The sequence below is a fragment of the Niveibacterium umoris genome (assembly GCF_014197015.1).
In the GTDB taxonomy this organism is placed as follows: domain Bacteria; phylum Pseudomonadota; class Gammaproteobacteria; order Burkholderiales; family Rhodocyclaceae; genus Niveibacterium; species Niveibacterium umoris.
Window position 1 is genome coordinate 1,402,547 of record NZ_JACIET010000001.1, and the last position, 17,840, is coordinate 1,420,386.

General features: G+C 62.6%; 19 protein-coding genes. 13 read left to right on the forward strand and 6 right to left on the reverse strand.

Features of this window, described 5'->3' with window-relative positions:
* Window positions 1-14 precede the first annotated feature (14 nt).
* The gene (gene nth / locus GGR36_RS06245; RefSeq protein ID WP_183634917.1) at window positions 15-647 is read left to right on the forward strand and encodes an endonuclease III; all 633 of its coding nucleotides are present in this window, start codon (window positions 15-17) and stop codon (window positions 645-647) included.
* A 63-nt stretch (window positions 648-710) separates the two neighbouring features.
* Window positions 711-1,142 carry a DUF1841 family protein gene (locus GGR36_RS06250; RefSeq protein WP_183633160.1) on the forward strand — a complete coding sequence of 144 codons (432 nt, stop codon included), beginning with the start codon at window positions 711-713 and terminating at the stop codon, window positions 1,140-1,142.
* Between the two features lie 62 nt (window positions 1,143-1,204).
* Here the strand turns inward: GGR36_RS06250 and GGR36_RS06255 are convergent, their stop codons facing one another.
* On the reverse strand, window positions 1,205-1,534 hold the full coding sequence (locus GGR36_RS06255) for a c-type cytochrome (protein WP_183633162.1): 330 nt from the start codon (window positions 1,532-1,534) through the stop codon (window positions 1,205-1,207).
* Complete coding sequence (locus GGR36_RS06260; protein ID WP_183633164.1) at window positions 1,531-1,851, reverse strand: c-type cytochrome; 321 nt, start codon at window positions 1,849-1,851, stop codon at window positions 1,531-1,533. The genes GGR36_RS06255 and GGR36_RS06260 overlap by 4 nt, the downstream gene beginning before the upstream one ends.
* A gap of 193 nt (window positions 1,852-2,044) precedes the next feature.
* Here GGR36_RS06260 and GGR36_RS06265 point away from each other — a divergent pair, with 193 nt between their 5' ends.
* The 5 genes from GGR36_RS06265 (at window position 2,045) to GGR36_RS06285 (ending at window position 7,142) form a co-directional block, all read left to right on the forward strand.
* Window positions 2,045-2,893, forward strand: coding sequence for an AAA family ATPase (locus GGR36_RS06265; protein WP_183633166.1), 849 nt, complete (start codon window positions 2,045-2,047; stop codon window positions 2,891-2,893).
* 9 nt (window positions 2,894-2,902) lie between these two features.
* Entirely contained in the window at window positions 2,903-4,081 is a 1,179-nt protein-coding gene (locus tag GGR36_RS06270) for a vWA domain-containing protein (RefSeq protein ID WP_183633168.1), read from the forward strand.
* Between the two features lie 18 nt (window positions 4,082-4,099).
* Window positions 4,100-4,360 carry a SemiSWEET transporter gene (locus GGR36_RS06275; RefSeq protein WP_183633170.1) on the forward strand — a complete coding sequence of 87 codons (261 nt, stop codon included), beginning with the start codon at window positions 4,100-4,102 and terminating at the stop codon, window positions 4,358-4,360.
* 76 nt (window positions 4,361-4,436) lie between these two features.
* The gene (locus GGR36_RS06280) at window positions 4,437-6,074 is read left to right on the forward strand and encodes a mechanosensitive ion channel family protein (protein ID WP_183633172.1); all 1,638 of its coding nucleotides are present in this window, start codon (window positions 4,437-4,439) and stop codon (window positions 6,072-6,074) included.
* Between the two features lie 162 nt (window positions 6,075-6,236).
* A complete protein-coding gene (locus tag GGR36_RS06285) occupies window positions 6,237-7,142 on the forward strand; it encodes an amino acid ABC transporter substrate-binding protein (protein WP_183633174.1) in 906 nt (301 codons plus the stop codon).
* A 71-nt stretch (window positions 7,143-7,213) separates the two neighbouring features.
* On the opposite strand, the gene htpG is transcribed toward GGR36_RS06285, so the two are convergent.
* Window positions 7,214-9,133 carry a molecular chaperone HtpG gene (gene htpG, locus GGR36_RS06290; RefSeq protein ID WP_183633176.1) on the reverse strand — a complete coding sequence of 640 codons (1,920 nt, stop codon included), beginning with the start codon at window positions 9,131-9,133 and terminating at the stop codon, window positions 7,214-7,216.
* 62 nt (window positions 9,134-9,195) lie between these two features.
* On the opposite strand from htpG, the gene GGR36_RS22235 reads away from it, so the two are divergent.
* Window positions 9,196-10,998 (forward strand): ATP-binding protein, encoded by a 1,803-nt coding sequence (locus GGR36_RS22235; RefSeq protein WP_183633178.1) that lies wholly within the window; start codon window positions 9,196-9,198, stop codon window positions 10,996-10,998.
* On the opposite strand, the gene greB is transcribed toward GGR36_RS22235, so the two are convergent.
* Both greB and GGR36_RS06305 read right to left on the reverse strand, forming a co-directional pair.
* Complete coding sequence (greB, locus tag GGR36_RS06300; RefSeq protein ID WP_183633180.1) at window positions 10,989-11,540, reverse strand: transcription elongation factor GreB; 552 nt, start codon at window positions 11,538-11,540, stop codon at window positions 10,989-10,991. The two genes, GGR36_RS22235 and greB, sit on opposite strands and share 10 nt — an antisense overlap.
* A gap of 54 nt (window positions 11,541-11,594) precedes the next feature.
* A complete protein-coding gene (locus GGR36_RS06305; RefSeq protein WP_183633182.1) occupies window positions 11,595-11,882 on the reverse strand; it encodes a BTH_I0359 family protein in 288 nt (95 codons plus the stop codon).
* 210 nt (window positions 11,883-12,092) lie between these two features.
* On the opposite strand from GGR36_RS06305, the gene GGR36_RS06310 reads away from it, so the two are divergent.
* On the forward strand, window positions 12,093-12,305 hold the full coding sequence (locus GGR36_RS06310; RefSeq protein WP_183633184.1) for a YdcH family protein: 213 nt from the start codon (window positions 12,093-12,095) through the stop codon (window positions 12,303-12,305).
* 165 nt (window positions 12,306-12,470) lie between these two features.
* Window positions 12,471-13,325 carry a DUF2189 domain-containing protein gene (locus GGR36_RS06315; protein WP_183633186.1) on the forward strand — a complete coding sequence of 285 codons (855 nt, stop codon included), beginning with the start codon at window positions 12,471-12,473 and terminating at the stop codon, window positions 13,323-13,325.
* Here GGR36_RS06315 and GGR36_RS06320 read toward each other — a convergent pair.
* A complete protein-coding gene (locus GGR36_RS06320; RefSeq protein ID WP_183633188.1) occupies window positions 13,262-14,137 on the reverse strand; it encodes an endonuclease/exonuclease/phosphatase family protein in 876 nt (291 codons plus the stop codon). The two genes, GGR36_RS06315 and GGR36_RS06320, sit on opposite strands and share 64 nt — an antisense overlap.
* Before the next feature lie 119 nt (window positions 14,138-14,256).
* Between GGR36_RS06320 and GGR36_RS06325 the strand changes: the two genes are divergently transcribed.
* The 3 genes from GGR36_RS06325 to GGR36_RS06335 all read left to right on the forward strand — a co-directional run bounded on the left by GGR36_RS06325 (window position 14,257) and on the right by GGR36_RS06335 (window position 17,808).
* Window positions 14,257-15,795 carry a hypothetical protein gene (locus tag GGR36_RS06325; RefSeq protein WP_183633190.1) on the forward strand — a complete coding sequence of 513 codons (1,539 nt, stop codon included), beginning with the start codon at window positions 14,257-14,259 and terminating at the stop codon, window positions 15,793-15,795.
* Between the two features lie 105 nt (window positions 15,796-15,900).
* Window positions 15,901-16,959 (forward strand): cation diffusion facilitator family transporter, encoded by a 1,059-nt coding sequence (locus GGR36_RS06330; RefSeq protein WP_183633192.1) that lies wholly within the window; start codon window positions 15,901-15,903, stop codon window positions 16,957-16,959.
* Window positions 16,960-16,971: 12 nt separating this feature from the next.
* Window positions 16,972-17,808 carry an HDOD domain-containing protein gene (locus GGR36_RS06335; RefSeq protein WP_183633194.1) on the forward strand — a complete coding sequence of 279 codons (837 nt, stop codon included), beginning with the start codon at window positions 16,972-16,974 and terminating at the stop codon, window positions 17,806-17,808.
* Window positions 17,809-17,840 lie beyond the last annotated feature (32 nt).

Consider the following 17,840-nt stretch of genomic DNA (forward strand, 5'->3'; position numbering starts at 1 on the left):
ACATGGCGAAGCTCATGCCGCGCGCGTCGGTCGCCGAGGCGTTCCGCCGCTGGCGTGAGGCCAACCCGGAACCGACAACTGAACTGGAATACGGCAATGCGTTCCAGTTGCTGGTTGCGGTCGTGCTATCGGCGCAATCGACCGACAAGGGCGTGAATCTGGCGACACGCCGGCTCTTCCCGCTGGCACCTGACGCAGCCGCAATGGCAAGCCTCGGTGAAGAAGGCATTGCCGAACAGATCAAGACGATCGGCCTGTATCGCAACAAGGCGCGGAACGTCGCAATGCTGTCGCGCATGCTGCTCGAGCGACACGCCGGCGAAGTCCCGCCCGATCGCGCGGCGCTGGAAGCCTTGCCCGGCGTTGGCCGCAAGACCGCGAACGTGGTCCTCAACACCCTCTTCCGGCAGCCGACGATGGCAGTCGACACCCACATCTTCCGCGTCGCCAATCGCATGGGGCTGGCGCCGGGCAAGGATGTGGTCGAGGTCGAGCAAGCCTTGCTGCGCCGCGTTCCCAAGGACTACCTGCTGGATGCCCATCACTGGCTGATCCTGCACGGACGCTATGTGTGCACCGCGCGCAAACCGGACTGCCTGAATTGCGTGGTCCGCGACCTTTGCGAATGTCGCGACAAGACCGCCTGACACGGCGGCGCAAGCGGCAAGCACTTACGCCATACGCTCCATCACCACCAAGTCGAGGCCCAGGTGTTCAACCCATCCCGTGACCAAGCCCGCCGCTTCTTCATCGATGCCTGGCAGAAGTACCGCGCGCGCGGCGTTCTGACCCCGCTGGAACAGATTGCCGCCGATCTGGTGAAAGAGCACCCGGAATACCACACCGTGATCGAGGATCCTGAAGCCGCCGACAAGGACTTCTCACCCGAGGACGGGCAGATCAATCCCTTCCTGCATCTTTCATTGCATCTGGCGATCCACGAACAGCTCTCGATTGACCAGCCTCCGGGGCTGCGAGGCGCTTACGACGACTGCTTGGCGGTGCGGGGTGATCGCCATGCGGCGCTGCATGACGTGCTGGAAAGCCTCGGCGAGACAATCTGGGAGGCGCAGCGCAGCGGTGCGCCGCTCGACGCTGCTGCGTATGTCGAGCGGGTCAAGCGACGGGCGCGCGTGGCCTGATCAGCCTTCCGTCAGACAAGCCGGGCGACTCAAAGGGTGCGCCTGGGTGAGCGCACCCTCGATCAACGTTTGGCGATATTCAAGCCCTTCTGCGCCGAAAAGTAAGCGGCAACGTCGGCCACGTCTTCCTTGGTTAGCGGAGCCGCCATCCCCATCATGATCGGGTTCTTGCGCTTGCCCGCCTTGTAGTCGGTGAGCGCGCGCACGATGTAGTCCTCGTGCTGGCCGGCGAGCTTGGGAAAATCGGGCGATGCAGAATTGCCGTCGGCGCCATGGCACGCGGCACACATTGCCGATTTCTCCTTGCCCTTGATCGCATCGCCGGCTTGGGCAGGCAGCGCGAGCATCGCCAGCGCGGTCAGTGCCACCAGATCGAATCGTGTGAGCTTCATTTCTGCGCTCCGAAGTAGGCGGCGATATCGGCCATGTCTTGCTCGCTCAGGGTCTCAACGATGCCTTTCATGGTTGGGTGGCTGCGATCACCGCTCTTGTATGCCTGCAACGCTTTCACGAGGTATTCCGGATGCTGCCCGCCGAGCTTGGGCACGTGATACACGCTCGGGAACGTGGCCTTGTAGTCCGGGATACCGTGACAGCCCAGGCACATCGAGACCTTCTTGCGGCCCGCGTCAGGATTGCCCTGCACCGCGAAGGCCGTGCCGCAGACAAGCAGCAGCACCGAAACCAACAGCCCCTTCGTTATTTTCATGAGTCCCCTCTGGTGGTATGGATTGGGAGGCGTTGTAGCGGACCGATTCTATGCCGGGCCGTTTTCAGGCGTCAAAACTCCTTTCGGATCGCGCATTTTGAGCCTCGTCAACGCTTTGTCACCCGGTCGTTTTGTTGCACAGGCAGACTTTGCAACGCATGATTCAGACTTCCGATTCAGCAACAGAGCGACCATGACCCAGCGCTTCGAAGGCACCGACCAGTACGTTGCCACCCCCGACCTGATGCTGGCGGTGAATGCCGCCATTCGCCTGCAGCGCCCCCTGTTGATCAAGGGTGAACCGGGCACCGGCAAGACCATGCTGGCGGAGGAAGTCGCGACCGCGCTCGGCCTGCCGCTCTATCAGTGGCACATCAAGTCGACCACCAAGGCTCAGCAAGGTCTGTACGAGTACGACGCGGTCTCGCGCCTGCGCGATTCCCAACTCGGCGACGACCGCGTCAAGGACATCGGCAACTACATCGTGCAGGGTGTGCTGTGGAAGGCCTTTGCCCACGACGCACCGTCGGTGGTGCTGATCGACGAGATCGACAAGGCCGATATCGAGTTTCCGAACGACCTGCTGCGCGAACTCGACCGCATGGAGTTTCATGTCTATGAGACCCAGCAGACCATCCGCGCACTGCACCGCCCGATCCTCTTCATCACGTCGAACAACGAGAAGGAACTGCCCGACGCCTTCCTGCGCCGCTGTTTCTTCCACTACATTAAGTTCCCGGACAGGGACACGATGGAAAAGATCGTTAGCGTGCATTTCCCGGACATCCACGAAAAACTGCTGCGCGCTGCCCTCGAAGTATTCTTCGAGTTGCGCGAGGTGCCGGGGCTGAAGAAGAAGCCGACCACTTCGGAATTGCTCGACTGGCTGCGCCTGCTGGCGGCCGAAGAGGTATCTGCCGAGAGCCTGCGCGCGCCCGGCAACAAACCCGTCGTTCCACCGCTTGCCGGCGCGTTGCTCAAGAATGAACAGGACATCGCACTGTTCGAGCGCCTTGTCGCCATGGCCAAGCAGAATCGCTGACGCGGCTCGATGCTCACCGACTTCTTCCTGCACCTGAAGGCCAGCAAGATTCCGGTTTCGACCACGGAATTCCTGACCCTGCTCGAAGCCCTGCAGGCCGGTGTGACCGCACCCAGCATCGACGATTTCTACATTCTGGCGCGCGCCACGCTGGTCAAGGACGAGTCCCATTACGACAAGTTCGATCGCGCCTTCGGTGTCTTCTTCAGGGGCGTCACCGAACTTCCGGGGCTGGAAGCCGACATTCCGGAGGATTGGCTGCGCCGCGTGATGCAGCGGCACCTGAGCCCCGAGGAAAAGGCCAAGCTGGAGAAGTTGGGCTGGGACAAGCTGATGGAAGAGTTCCGCAAGCGGCTCGAGGAGCAGAAGGAACACCACTCAGGCGGTAGCAAGTGGATCGGCACCGGCGGCAGTTCGCCGTTCGGCGCCCACGGCTACCATCCGGAAGGCATCCGCGTGGGCCCCGAATCAGCCGGTAACCGGACGGCGGTGAAGGTGTGGGAACAGCGCCAGTATCGCAACCTGGATGATTCGGTCGAGTTGGGCACCCGCAACATCAAGGTTGCCCTGCGGCGGCTGCGGCGCTTCGCGCGCGAGGGCGCAGCCGAGGAACTGGATCTCGACGGCACGATTTCGGCCACCGCCCGCAACGCGGGCTGGCTTGACCTGAGAATGCGGCCGGAACGCCATAACACCGTCAAGGTTCTGATCTTCTTCGACGTCGGCGGCTCGATGGACGACCACATCAAGGTCTGCGAAGAGCTGTTCTCCGCCGTGCGCGGCGAGTTCAAGCACCTCGAGTACTTCTATTTCCACAATTGCGTTTACGAATCGGTGTGGCGCGACAACGCGCGCCGCTTTGCAAGCAAACGTCCCCTGCTCGACGTGCTTCACACCTACGGGCCCGACTACAAGCTGATCATCGTAGGGGATGCAACCATGAGCCCTTATGAGATCATGGTGCCGGGCGGTTCGGTCGAGCACTACAACGAAGAGCCCGGCGCGGCATGGCTGCGACGTCTTCTGGACGCCTATCCGAGCGCTTGCTGGATCAATCCAGAACATGAACCTGGCTGGTCGTACCGCCAGTCGATTACCCTGATCCGTCAGATCATGGCTGACCGCATGTTCCCCCTCACCATTGACGGCCTTGAACGCGCGATGCGGCAGTTATCCCGCAAGCGTTAGGTCAGTGCGAGCAAAACAATGTCCCCCTTACTCGTTGATGTCCTTGGCTACATCGCCGCCACGCTGACTACCGTCGCCTTCGTGCCACAGGCCTGGCTGACCTGGAAAACGCGCTCCGCCCATGGCGTCTCGCTCGGCATGTACTGCGTATTCGTCGCTGGCATCGTGATGTGGCTGGTCTACGGCCTCTTCATTTCTGCCTGGCCTGTCGTCATCGCCAACGTCGTCACGCTCGCGCTGGCTTCTTTCATCCTTGCGATGAAGATTCGCTACGGCTGAGCATCTGGCAGCCGTACCTCAGCCACAAGAAACGGCGCTATGATCCTCGCAACCAACGGTGAGGGGAGCAGCCAGAATGGGTTTCAGCGTCCACAGACTCGTCGTGCTGGCAAGGTATCTGGGCCTGTTCTTCCTGTTTGCGGCCAACGTGGCCCTGGCCGCCACCGCCTCTGCGCCGCCCGCCGCAGTCGAAGCGACACTGACTGTCGCCAACCGCACGGTAGCCACCTTCAGAACGAACTTCAGCGGAGCGACACCCGAGGTTCGCGCCGCTCGCGCCGAGAGGCGCATCAAGGAACTTGGCGATCAAGGCGTCACGCCCGAGGTCGAACTGGTTCCGTACTCGGTCGACGGCACAATGGGAATCGCGATTCGAGCCGGCGATCAGATCCTGTTCGCGTTGTCGCCGGGAGACCTGGATCCCGAGGCCAGCCTGTCGCTGAATGACACGGCCGAAGAATCGGCAAAACAGGTACGCGAGGTACTCCAGGCCTATCAGGAACAGACAACGCCACGCATGCTGCTGCGCGGCATCCTGCTGACGCTGCTCGCAACCGCGATCGCATGGGGCCTGCTGTGGTTGCTGCTGCAAATCGGGCGCAGAGTTACCGCGCGTGTCGCCCTGCAACTTGAGCGCCGCCTCGAAAAGACCCGCGGCGTGGGCTGGGCCCGCTATACCTACGGGCTGATCCTGCGGGTTGCGCAGCTCGTTCTGCTCGTCGTCGCACTGTTCGTGCTCGACCTCTGGCTGACCTTTGTCCTCAAACAGTTCCCGATCACGGCCCCGCTGGGCGACCACCTGATCGAATATCTTTTCGTCTATGCCGCCCACTTCGGCGAAGCCATGCTGGGGGCGCTGCCGGGACTGGTCGCGATCGCGATCATCGTGGTCATCTCGCAGGCTATTGCCGGCGTGGTTCGAAGCGTGTTCGATGCAGCGCAATCCGGCAATATTTCCCTTCCGGGAATCCATCCAGAAACCGCCTCCGCGACGCGGCGCATTGTCATCTGTGGCGTATGGGCCTTTGCGTTTGCGCTTTGTTACCCCTACATCCCGGGTTCAAATTCGGATGTCTTTAAGGGTGTCAGCGTATTGCTGGGTTTCCTGCTCACGCTCGGTTCGGCCGGCGTGGTCAGCCAACTCATGGGCGGCCTGGTGCTTACCTATTCCCGCGCCTTGCGGGTCGGCGACTATGTGCGCATTGGCGAGGTCGAAGGTGTGGTGCAGGAATTGAGCACGCTGTCGATCAAGATCGTCAATGTGCGCAACGAGGAAATCACCATTCCCAACGCGGCGCTGGTATCGAGCGCGATCTACAACTACTCCAAGCGCGCGACTTCCCAGGGCACGATGCTATCGACCAAGGTAACGATCGGCTATGACGCACCTTGGCGGCAGATCCACGCCCTGCTGATCGAGGCGGCCCATCGCGTGCCGGACATCCGCGACACGCCAGAGCCTTACGTCTACCAGCGCGCGCTCAACGATTTCTACGTCGAGTACGAGCTGTTCTGTCAGATCAGCGAGGCGAAGCAGCGCGTGCCGATCTTGTCCAAGCTGCACGGCGCGATCCAGGACTGCTTCAACGAATACGGCGTGCAGATCATGTCGCCGCATTTCTTCTCGCAACCTTCGCAGGCGGTACTTTCGCCGAAAGAACAGTGGTTTGCGGCGCCCGCCCGCAGCGCAGAGGAAAGTGCTCCTGCTGCTTGATCCGCGCCGAAAAGCATTGATTGCAGCGCGCCGTACGTAGAACTACGGAATCCTGCAGACCCAGTCTTCCGTACAATGCTGCGGTCATTTTCGGGCAGTGGATAGGCCGCTGCCCGAACCGTGGACGGACCACAAGTCCTCCTGAACCAAGGCCCCTTCCCCATGCTTTCGTTTGTTCGCAGTACCGTCGGCATTGCCATTTGCCTGGCCGCGCCGCTCCTACACGCAGAATCCACCGCAGCGGATACGCTGGAAAAGATCCGCCAGACGCATACCATCACAATCGGCAACCGCGAAGCGGCACGCCCGTTCTCCTTCCTGAACGACCAGAAGCAGCCGGTCGGATATTCGATCGATCTCTGTCTCAAGGCGATCGATCAGATCAAGAAAGATCTCAAACTGCCGGAACTCAAGGTGCAGTACGTCACCGTGAGCGGCGCCGAGCGCATTCCAAAACTGCAGGAAGGCGCGATCGACATCGAATGCGGCTCCACCACCAACACCAAGGCACGTCAGGAGAAGGTCGACTTCAGCTACACGATCTTCGTTGCAGGCATGAAGCTGCTGACGCGCACAAATTCAGGCGTTGCCAACCATGTCGCCCTGGCCGGCAAACCGGTAGCACTGTCGAAGGGCACCACTTCAGAGAAACTGTTCACGCAATTGCGCGACTCTGAACTGGGCTCGATGAAGCTCGTGCAGTTCCCGAGCAACCTGGATGCGATCAAGGCGCTCGAGTCCGGCTCGGTGGCCGCATTCCCGCAAGACGATGTGTTGCTCACAGGCCTGCTCAGCACCCGCGCGGATGCATCGCGCTTCGCACTGGTCGGCGACTACCTGTCGGTGGAACCGTACGCCATCATGGTCCGCAAGTCCGACGATCGCCTGCTTGCCATCATCGACAAATCGCTCAAACAGATTTACGCGAGCGGCGAAATCAACGCGATCTACGAGCGCTGGTTCAATACCGAAACCCTCAAGCTGCCGATGTCCCGCCTGATGCGGGATTCGGTGATGCGCCCGAGCAAGGAGCCCGGCATCGCACGCGTGCTGGGTTACTCGCTGTAAGCCGAGACGGCAAAGAAAACGCCCCGCCGCATCACTGCGACGGGGCGTTTGCGTTTTCACGCTCAGCGGGGTCAGCCGAGCATCAGCTGGTTGATCCGCTTGACGAATCCAGCCGGGTCTTCCAGCGTTCCGCCTTCAGCCAGCAATGCCTGATCGAGCAGCACGCTCGCCCAATCGTCGAAACGATCGGTGCCGGCCTTGAGCTTGAGCAGTACCTGATGCTTTGGGTTCACCTCAAGAATCGGCTTGGACGAAGGCACATCCTGCCCCGCCGCCTTCAGCAAGCGCGCCAGATTGGTACCCATTTCATGTTCGTCGGCCACGACGCAGGCAGGGCTGTCGGTCAGGCGATGCGTGATCCGCACGTCCTTCACCCGCTCACCCAGCGCGGTCTTCAGCTTCTCGACCACGTCCTTGAAATCACCCGCTTCGGCTTCGGCGGCTTTCTTCTCGGCCTCGTCTTCGAGCGTACCCAGATCCAGATCACCGCGGGCAACTGACACCACCTGCTTGCCTTCGAACTCGTGCAGGTGGCTCACCAGCCATTCATCCACGCGCTCGGCCAGCAGCAGCACCTCGACGCCCTTCTTGCGGAAGATCTCCAGGTGCGGGCTGTTCTTCGCGGCGGTGAAGGTATCGGCCGTGACGTAGTAGATCTTGTCCTGGCCTTCCTTCATGCGCGCGACGTAGTCGGTCAGCGACACCGTCTGCTCCGGCGTGTCGGCATGGGTTGTCGCAAAACGCAGCAGTTTGGCGATACGCTCCTTGTTGGCGAAGTCCTCGCCCACGCCTTCCTTCAGCACCTTGCCGAACTCGCCCCAGAACTTGGCGTACTTGTCCTTGTCGTTCTCGGCCAGATCTTCGAGCAGCGACAGCACCTTCTTCGCGCAACCGGCGCGGATGGTGTCGATATCCTTGCTTTCCTGAAGGATCTCGCGCGAGACGTTCAGCGGCAGGTCGTTCGAATCGACCACCCCGCGCACGAAGCGCAGGTAGAACGGCAGCAGCTTCTCGGCGTCGTCCATGATGAAAACGCGGCGCACGTAGAGCTTGAGGCCGTGCTTTACATTGCGATCCCACATGTCGAACGGTGCATGGCTCGGTACGTAGAGCAACTGGGTGTACTCGTGGCGGCCTTCCACCTTGGCATGCGACCAGGCCAGCGGTTCTTCATGGTCGTGCGCGACGTGCTTGAAGAACTCCTTGTACTGCTCGTCGGTGATATCGGACTTCGAACGGGCCCACAGCGCCGAGGCCTGGTTGACCGTCTCTTCCTCATCACGCAGGACCTGCTCGCCCTTCTCCTGGTCCCACTCTTCCTTGCGCATGCGGATCGGTTGCGCGATGTGGTCGGAGTACTTGCGGATGATCGAACGCAGGCGCCAGCCAGACAGCAGATCGTCCTGATCCGCGCGCAGGTGCAGGATGATTTCGGTGCCACGCGCTTCACGCTCGATCGGCTCGATCGTGTACGCGCCGGCGGTATCGCCGGTCATCGAGCATTCCCACTTCACCGCCTCATTGGCCGGCAGGCCGGCGCGGCGGGTCAGCACCGTCACTTTGTCCGCCACGATGAAGGCCGAGTAGAAGCCGACGCCGAACTGGCCGATCAGGTGAGCGTCTTTCTGCTGGTCGCCGGTCAGACGGGAGAAGAACTCCTTGGTGCCCGATTTGGCGATCGTGCCAAGGTGAGCGATCACCTCTTCACGGCTCATGCCGATGCCGTTGTCGGAAATCGTCAGCGTCCGCGCGGCCTTGTCGAAGCCCACGCCAATCGCCAGCTCGCCAGCGCCTTCCAGCAGATGCGGGTGATCCAGCGCCTCGAAGCGTAGCTTGTCGCACGCGTCCGACGCGTTGGAGATCAGCTCGCGCAGGAAGATCTCGCGATTTGAATAGAGGGAATGAATCATCAGGTGCAGCAGCTGCTTCACCTCCGCCTGGAAGTTAAGGGTCTCCCCCTTGGGTGCCGCTGCGGTCTGTGCCTCACTCATGGATTTCTCCTGTGTCTCGATTAACATGCCGCATATGTGTCCGACCCAGCACATTTTCAAGCGTGGCCGATAACCGCCCAAAGGCATCCGACAGCGCACTGGCGGACGAGGTGCTTGTGCCGCCGCGCCGTCCCCGCAGCCTGCGCCGTGTCGCCATTGCGATTGTCGGTACCTATGTGCTGCTCGCCACGCTGATCATCGGCGGTACTGCCACCCTGATTGCCCGCGACCGGGCGCAGGAATTGAGGCGAGCAGAGGCGGAACTCGGCAGTCTCGCCCGGGCACTGGAAGAGCATGTCGCGCGCAGCTTCGGCCAGATGGACACCGTGCTCGACGCGCTCGGCAAGCAGGTCGGCGAAAACGGCGGCCCGGAGCGATTCGGCGAACGGGCAATGCATGACCTGACGAGCGAATGGCTGTTGCGAGTGCCGCAGGCTGCGATGATCATGTCTTACGACGCCGATGGTGCGCTGTTCTCGGCCACCTACAAGTACCCGCTCACCGCCCGTGACCGACTGCCGGACGCGACAAAGCACAAGCTCGCGACGGGCGGCAACGTGCCGATGCGTATCGACCTGCCACGGCGCGCGCCGGATTCGGAGCGCTGGATCATTCCCCTGACGCGGCGCATCAATCACTTCGACGGCAGCCTGGCCGGTTACCTTACCGCCGCCTTGAGCACCAGTTTCTTCGAGTACTTCTATCAGGACATCCGCCTGACCAGCGACGACGCGATCAGCGTTCTGACCAGCGATGGCACCTTGCTGATCCGTTATCCGAGCAACGAAAAACAGATTGGCGCCGACTTTTCCCGCAATCCGGCGCTGTTGAGGCCGACAACGCATGCCACGCGCTTTGCCGAACGCGTATCGTGGATCGACGGTCGCACTCGGATCATCGCTGCGCGCGGGCTCGACAACTATCCGCTGATCGTGCAGGTCAGCCGCCCCCGCGAAACGGCGTTGCGCAACTTCTACGCAAACACCGAGCGCATCGTCTGGGGCATCACCATGCTATGCGGCCTGCTCGCCGCGCTGGCCTGGGTCGTGTTCGAAGACGTACGGCGTCGCGAGCGCGCACGGCGCACCCTGCAGCGCCTCGCGCAATCGCTTGAAGTTCGGGTCAAGGAACGCACGGCTGAACTGGAGAATTCAAACCGCGAACTGCTTGCGTTCAGCTATTCGGTATCGCATGACTTGCGTGCGCCGCTGCGTGCCATCAATGGTTTCTCGCATGCGCTGCTCGAGGACTACGCCGACAAATTCGACGGTACCGGCCGCGACTACCTGGTGCGGGTGGCGCGGGCGAGCGTACGGATGGGCGAACTGATCGACGAGCTACTGAAGCTCGCCAATGTCGCCCGTCAACCACTGGACGTCCGCACGGTGGATTTGAGCGCCTTGGCCTCCGACATTGCTGCCGACCTGCAAGCGGCCGCGCCGGACCGCCAGGCTAGTTTCAACATTCAGCCCGCGATGCTGGTCGATGCCGACGAGCCCTTGCTGCGAAACGTTGTCGGCAACCTGCTCGACAACGCCTGGAAATTCACCCGCCAACGCGAGTCCGCCCAGATCCGGATATCGCTCAGCGATCAGGAGAACGCGCAGTTGATCGAGATCGCCGATAACGGCGTCGGTTTCGACATGGTGTACGCTGGCCGCCTCTTTCAGCCCTTCCAGCAACTGCATTCGGGACAAGGCTACGCCGGCACCGGAATCGGTCTCGCCTCCGCGCGCCGCATCATCGAACGACACGGCGGCAAAATCTGGGCGGAGTCCGCGCCCGGGGAAGGCACCACGGTAGCGTTTCTATTACCACGCCGGGCCGCGGTGGTCCGCAAGCGCCGCAGCGCGCATCACTCGTAACGCACTTCCACGATTTCGATCTCGCGCAGCCCGGCCGGGCTGGCGAACCGCACACAGTCACCCTCTCGCGCTTTCAGGATGGCTCTGGCAATCGGCGCAATCCACGATACCCGCCCGCTGCTCGCATCGGCTTCGTCGACGCCGACGATCTGGAAGGTCTGCGTTTCGTCGCCATCCACGTCACACACCGTGACCGTCGCGCCAAAGAAGACTTGCTCAGCGTTCTCCTGATCCGACGGATCGACGACGGTGGCACTCTCGAGTCGTTTGATCAGGAAGCGGATACGGCGGTCGATTTCCCGCAGGCGCTTCTTGCCGTAGATGTAGTCGCCGTTCTCCGAACGATCACCATTCGAAGCCGCCCATGACACGACCTGGACGACTTCGGGGCGCGTGACCTTGATCAGCGTCTCAAGTTCGGCTTTCAAGGTCGTGTAGCCGCGCCGCGTCATGTAATTGCGGGTGCCGGCCGGCAGGGCAAGGCCCGGCGGTGTGCCGTCGTCCTCGTCCTGATCGGTTTCCTTGGTAAACGCCTTGTTCATGGAAGATTCGCGCCAAGCTGAAGGCCGCGGATTCTACCAATCAGCGCGGGAAAATCAGTGGCGCACCGCCGGATGCACAATCAGCGCATCGAAATGCTCGATGAAGTCGGCGATCGATTCGCCATCCTCGTCGTCGAATTCGATCGCTTCGGCCAGTTCGCGCTTGAAGCGCTCGGCCGCGGCGTCGGTCATGAAGACGCCCCGCCCTTTGCGCTTGTCGATGACCTCGATCCCGTTCAGCGTTGGGTACGCCACGACATACAAGAACGGATTGTTGAACATAACGTGCATGGCCGCCTCCTCCGGTGAAGCACGGGGCAAACAGCCCCCGAGCACCTGCATGGTGGAACTACCCCCGATTCAACCCCGCACTGCACGCCGGTTGTCATTTGATCCGGCGACTAATACGATTCTCCTTGGGTGGACTAACGGCACGCGAGATCGTTCCTGAAGTGTCCGGTCGACCCAGGGAGGCTTATCGATAATGGCGCGCCGACCCGAGGCGTCTGCATTGATCGGGCTGAGACAACGCAAGGCTCTGACTGTGGTGCTATGAACGACACCTTCGACAGCGTCACCAGCCTGCGTGCGCGGCTGGACGCACTGTTAGCCGAGCATCGCGACCTCGACGAGGCCATATCCAGACTCGTTGAATTGCCGCCTACCGACGATCTCCTCATCCGCCGGCTCAAGAAGCGCAAGTTGTTCGTCAAGGATCGCATCCTGATGATCGAACGCATGATCGAGCCAGACGTCCCCGCGTGAATCGCGCACCCCGCACGACAGCATCGACCAGCAGGCACCACCGGTTCGCCGGGGGGCAGCTCCACTTTGCCATGCGGCTGCACTGTTCTGATTTCGATCACCCGCCGTAGTACCTTCCGCGTTGTTCCGAGGCAGGCAAAACATAAGAATCCATACGGAGGAGACATGCCCGAGCAAGAGAGCGAACCCCAGCAGGAGACGCCGCGCCCCAGCACGGATATCCGGATCGAAGAAACCCAGACGCTGATACCGAAGCTGCGCAGGGTGCATATCGGCGCAGCCTTTGTCTGGCTCGGCCGCGGTGCCCAGGACATGCAGGCCTGCCCCGTGCCAAGCCTTTTCTATGGCTTCTGTTTCGCAGCGATGGGGCTGGCAGTGACCATGGTGTTCGAGCACGCCTACCAGTACACGTCGGCCATGACCTCCGGCTTCCTGCTACTGGGGCCGTTTTTCGCGATGGGCTTGTATGAATTGAGCCGGCGCCGGGAGCGCGGCGACGGCTGCCGGTTTGCGTCCTCGCTGACGATCTGGCGGAGAAACGCCTCGAATATCGGCGTCTTCGCGCTGGTGCTTACGGTCATCTTCCTGATCTGGGCGCGGGCTTCACTCGTGATGTTCGCGCTGTTCTACACGAACGAGATCCCCAACCTCTCCGGCTTCCTGAATCAGGTGCTGCGAATGGAAAACCTTGATTTCATGGCGGTGTACATCGGCGTCGGACTGGTATTCGCGACCCTCGTCTTTTCGGTCAGCGTGGTCGCGATCCCGATGATGCTCGACCGCAAGGCCGATGCGATCACCTCGATGTTCACGAGTGTTGCAGCCGTGGCCGCGAATCCCGGCGCCCTGTTTGTCTGGGCGGCGCTGATCGTGCTGCTGACCGTCGTCGGGTTCATGACCTTCCACATCGGACTGGTATTCCTGATGCCGATGATCGGACACGGCACCTGGCACGCTTACCGCGGGCTGGTTGAGCCGGATTCGCCTGCAACTTCGAGCAGGTCGAGCACGACCGGCTGATGATCCGAGGCGTCGGTGCTCGCCTCTACGAAAACCGACGCCACACCCGGCAACAGATTCCGACTGACGAAGAAGAAGTCGCAGCAATAGGGCGCTGCGGGCCACTCAGCGCCGTGCAGCCCGACCGAGTGGGCGTGCGGACTGCTGCCATGAACTGTCGCCCATGCATCACACCACGGGTGTAGCGGGCCGTCTGCGAGCACGGTGCGATAGGCATCGCCCCCCGGCGGCGCATTGAAGTCGCCGCACAGCACGGCACGCGAAGGCCGCGGCCTCGACGCGAATGCCGCACTGCTCTCCTTCCCGGCAGGCGGCGTCACTTCAAGCGCACAGGCCTCGCACTGAAGATCGACCAAGCGCTGGGCTTGGGCGACACGTGCCGCGGCTGAGTAGTACTCCAGATGCGTCGTCAGCACGCGCAGCGGAGCACCGGCGTAGTTGACCACCACTTCCACACAGGCCCGCTGCATGGAAGGCACGCCCGCCTCTGCCGGCCACGGCAGCATGTGTCGCCAGATCTGGGTAACGGGCCTGCGCGAGAGGATCAGATTGCCAAAGCTTGCGCGACCACCCGCGGCAGCGGCCACGTCGACTGCGGGCCCGTGCGCCGCGGCGTAACCGGGCAGGCCCTCGCACAGGCGCGCAAGGCCGTCTTCCACCACCCCGCCAGGCAGCCCGTCCAACCCGATCGCCACTTCCTGCAGACAAATGACGTCGCCATCGAGGCGGCGCAGCACATCGATCGTGCGCGCCAGATCGACATGCCCATCTGCGCCACGCCCCCACTGGATATTCCAAGATACAATCCGCATCTTTATGCCTTTCGAATAATCATTCGACGCATCGCTCTGGAGCAGAGATTGTGACCGCGCAAAGTTTTGGACGTCTGCGTAAGCGCCTGACCACTCCGATCGCCCTACCGCGCTTGAAGATGGTGCGGTCCGCGCTCAGCTCGGATCTTCCGGCCTTCGAAGCCTGGATGGATGGCCTGCCGCTCGACCGCCCCCTGATTTGCTGCGAAACCATCGTATCGCGCCTGCGCGCCGCCATTTCCACGATCATTGCGCCGGCCGATCGTTACGAAGCGATGGAACGCCTGCTCGACCACGTGTCGCCGATGCTCGCCCGCCTCGAGGCCGTTCCGGACGGCCGCGCGGGCAGTTCGCGCGATGTGCGCGAGACCATCGCGATCCTCGATCGAGCGCTCGAACGGCTGGCAATGACCTTTGCCGAAATCGCCATCAACGAGGCGCGCGCACGCCCCGACCGCCGTTTCCAGGTACCGAAGTTCTGCCGGATGGCGGCTCTGCGCGCATGCCAGATCGCCCATCGGCGCGTGTTGCTGGCATGCCGCGGTTACAACGAACTCAATGGCGGCCACTGGCGTGTCCTCGCAGAACTCTACCTCGCCGCATCGTCGCGCGGCTTCGAAAACATCGCGCTTGACTCGAACACCGGTGACACGATCGGCCGATTTTTCGCACGCACCTTGCTGCTTGTGCTGGCCGACCCGCACCACCTCTCGCGCGCTAACCTGGAACATGTGCGTTTCTACATCGAACGCTATGGGCATCTGGCATTGATCCGCACCCGCAGCGACTGGACCGGCGATGCCGAGGGCTGGTTCCCTGCCTGGCCCGCGCATGGGGACATCCGCCGACCGGTCCGGCGCGATGAGCTCGTCCGCGGCGAAGCAGATCTGCTGCTCGACGTGCATCCCCTGCTCACCAAACTCGATGCTCATTGCGACGGGCTCACTGCGGGGACTTCGCCAACGCGCCTTGGCCTGCCGCTGATCGCGCGCGACCCCGAATACCGGCGACTTCTCGGCAAGCTTCGGACGTGCTGGGGCACACCGCCGCAGCGCAGGCACCTGCGACGCCGCGCGCACCCGAGCGCAGCGCTGGTGTTCGGCTTTGATCAGACGCGGCAATTGATGAAGCGCATCGCCGGAAAGCGTCAGGCGGCCGCCTCTGAAGTCATGCCGGCGTTTCCATGCACCGAATGGGCGATCGTCGATCGCAGCGATGAAGGGCTCAAGCTCCATCAGGAGTCGGAAGACCCGAATGCTGTCGAGGTCGGTGAACTCGTGGCGCTCTCGCAAAGGGAAGACGGCGAAGTCCACCTGGCCGTGGTGCGCCGGACCCTGCACCGCAACAGCCACGAAACCGAAATCGGCGTTCAACTGATGTGCGGTCCGGGTATCGCCGCGCGCTTCAAACCGCCTTCGCGCGATGCGCGCGGGCGCGAACGCGACTCGATCCCCATCATCTTCCTGCCACGCGTACCGGCAATCGGTGACACACCGGCCCTGCTCGCCCCGCTCGATCAGGTCGAACCCGGCTTGATCGTCGCGCTACCGCATCGCAACGGTGTCGCGCGCTTTGAAGCGACGGCGCGGGTCGAACGTCTGAGCGGCTGCGAACTGATCGGGCTCAAGCCCTTCACCGGCACGACGGAATCCGCTTAGCACCACGACGGCCAAAGCACGCAGCAAGGCTTCACGCGCCGCGCGTTAGAATTCGGGGCTCGGCCCCCTTGCGTCAATCGGGGGCAGCCTTGTGAAACGCGAACGATGCCGCCCGACACTGCAGCTGACCATGCACCGCATTCCCACGCCCATGCGTGCGGCCACGACCATGATCACGACTGCCATCATCCCGAAGCGGGGGGGCATCACCACACGCACGACGACGACCACGACCATAACCACGGTTTTGGCGCCGGGCATCATCACCACGGCGCGAACAGCAGCGCCCGCACACTCACACTCGCGCTTCTGCTGACGCTCGGCTTTGCGATCGTCGAAGCGCTCGGTGGCTGGGTCACCGGCTCGCTCGCGCTGCTCGGCGATGCCGGACACATGCTCTCCGACAGCCTGTCGCTGGGTCTGGCGGCCTTCGCCGCACGTCTCGCGCAGCGACCGCCCAGTCTGAGGCATAGCTACGGCCTGGGTCGGATCGAAGCACTGGCGGCCTTGGCGAATGGTGTATTGATGCTGGTGATCGTCGCTGCAATCTGCTGGGAGGCGATCGACCGCCTGCGCCACCCCTCCCCCATCCAGGCGCTTCCGGCCGCTGCGATTGCATGCATCGGGCTTGCCGTGAACGTTCTGGCTGCATGGCTGCTGATGCGAGGGGAACGTTCGCTCAACGTGCGGGCCGCGTTGCTGCATGTGATGGGCGATCTGCTCGGGTCGGTTGCCGCCATCGCCGCGTTGCTGCTGGTGTATTTCGCCGGCTGGCAGGCGGCGGACCCGATCCTGTCGATCCTGATCTGCCTGCTGATCCTCGGCTCGACGATCTCGATCCTGCGCGAGACACTGCATGTGCTGCTGGATGGCGTGCCGCACGGCTTGTCGCTTGACGCTATAGGTCGGAGCATCGCTGCCGTTAACGGGGTACGCTCGGTGCACGATCTGCATGTATGGCACTTTGCGCCCGCAAAGGTCGCGCTGTCGGCGCACCTGGTGCTCGATGAGTCGGCGCAATGGCCTGCCGTACTGGTTGCGGTGCGCCAGCGCGTTCAGAACGAATTTGCGATTGAACACCTGACCTTGCAGCCGGAGTTGCAAGGCAACGACCGTTTTCCGCTCGACCGCCTGATCCGGCGGGCGGCACTTCGAAAAGACTGAGAGGAGTTGGCCATGCATCTTGCGCAAGAACTGGTGGCATACGTCGATCGGCTTGCAACACTGCCTGACGTGTACCTGAAGGTGCGCTCGGCGCTGGATGACCCGGATGTATCGATCGCCGAGGTCGCCGACGTGATCGCGACCGACCCCTCGCTCACCGCCGCCCTGCTGCGCCTGGCGAACAGCGCCTTTTACGGCTACGCGCGCAAGATCGAGTCGATCCAGCGTGCGGTCAGCCTGATCGGGCTGGAGCAGGTGCACGATCTGGTGCTCGCGACCTCGGTTACCGCCATGTTCTCGGGCATCCGCCCGCAGCGCATGGACATGGCCCGTTTCTGGCGCGACAGCGTGCGGCGCGGCATGCTGGCCCGGGAAGTCGCGCGCACGCTGCGTGGCGTCAGCCCGGAACGCCTCTTCGTGTCGGGCCTGCTGGCCGATGCAGGCCACCTTGTCATGTATGTCGCCGTGCCAGACCTGATGGCGCTCGTGCTCGATACGCCACCCGGCGACGGTGACACCCTGCCGGATGTCGAACGCCGCATCATCGGTTGTGACTTCGCCGAAGTCGGCGCCGCGCTCACCGCCAAATGGCAGCTGCCGGTGACATTCGGCGTGCTGATCGGGGCGCAGCTGCAACCGGAAACGGCCGGTGACAACGCACCGGCTGCCGCGCTGCTCAACCTTGTCAGCGCCGTCGCCACCCAGGCGGGGGACGGAAGTGACTATGAATACCCGTTGCACCACCGCTCGGAAGCGCTCGCGGGCATCACCCGCGACGAAGTCGAAGCCGTCCTTCCCAGCGTCGAAGCCCAGATGGAAATGATGATGGCGGTGCTGGCCAACGCCTGAGCCAGCCCCGAATGCGATGCCGTGCAACGCGG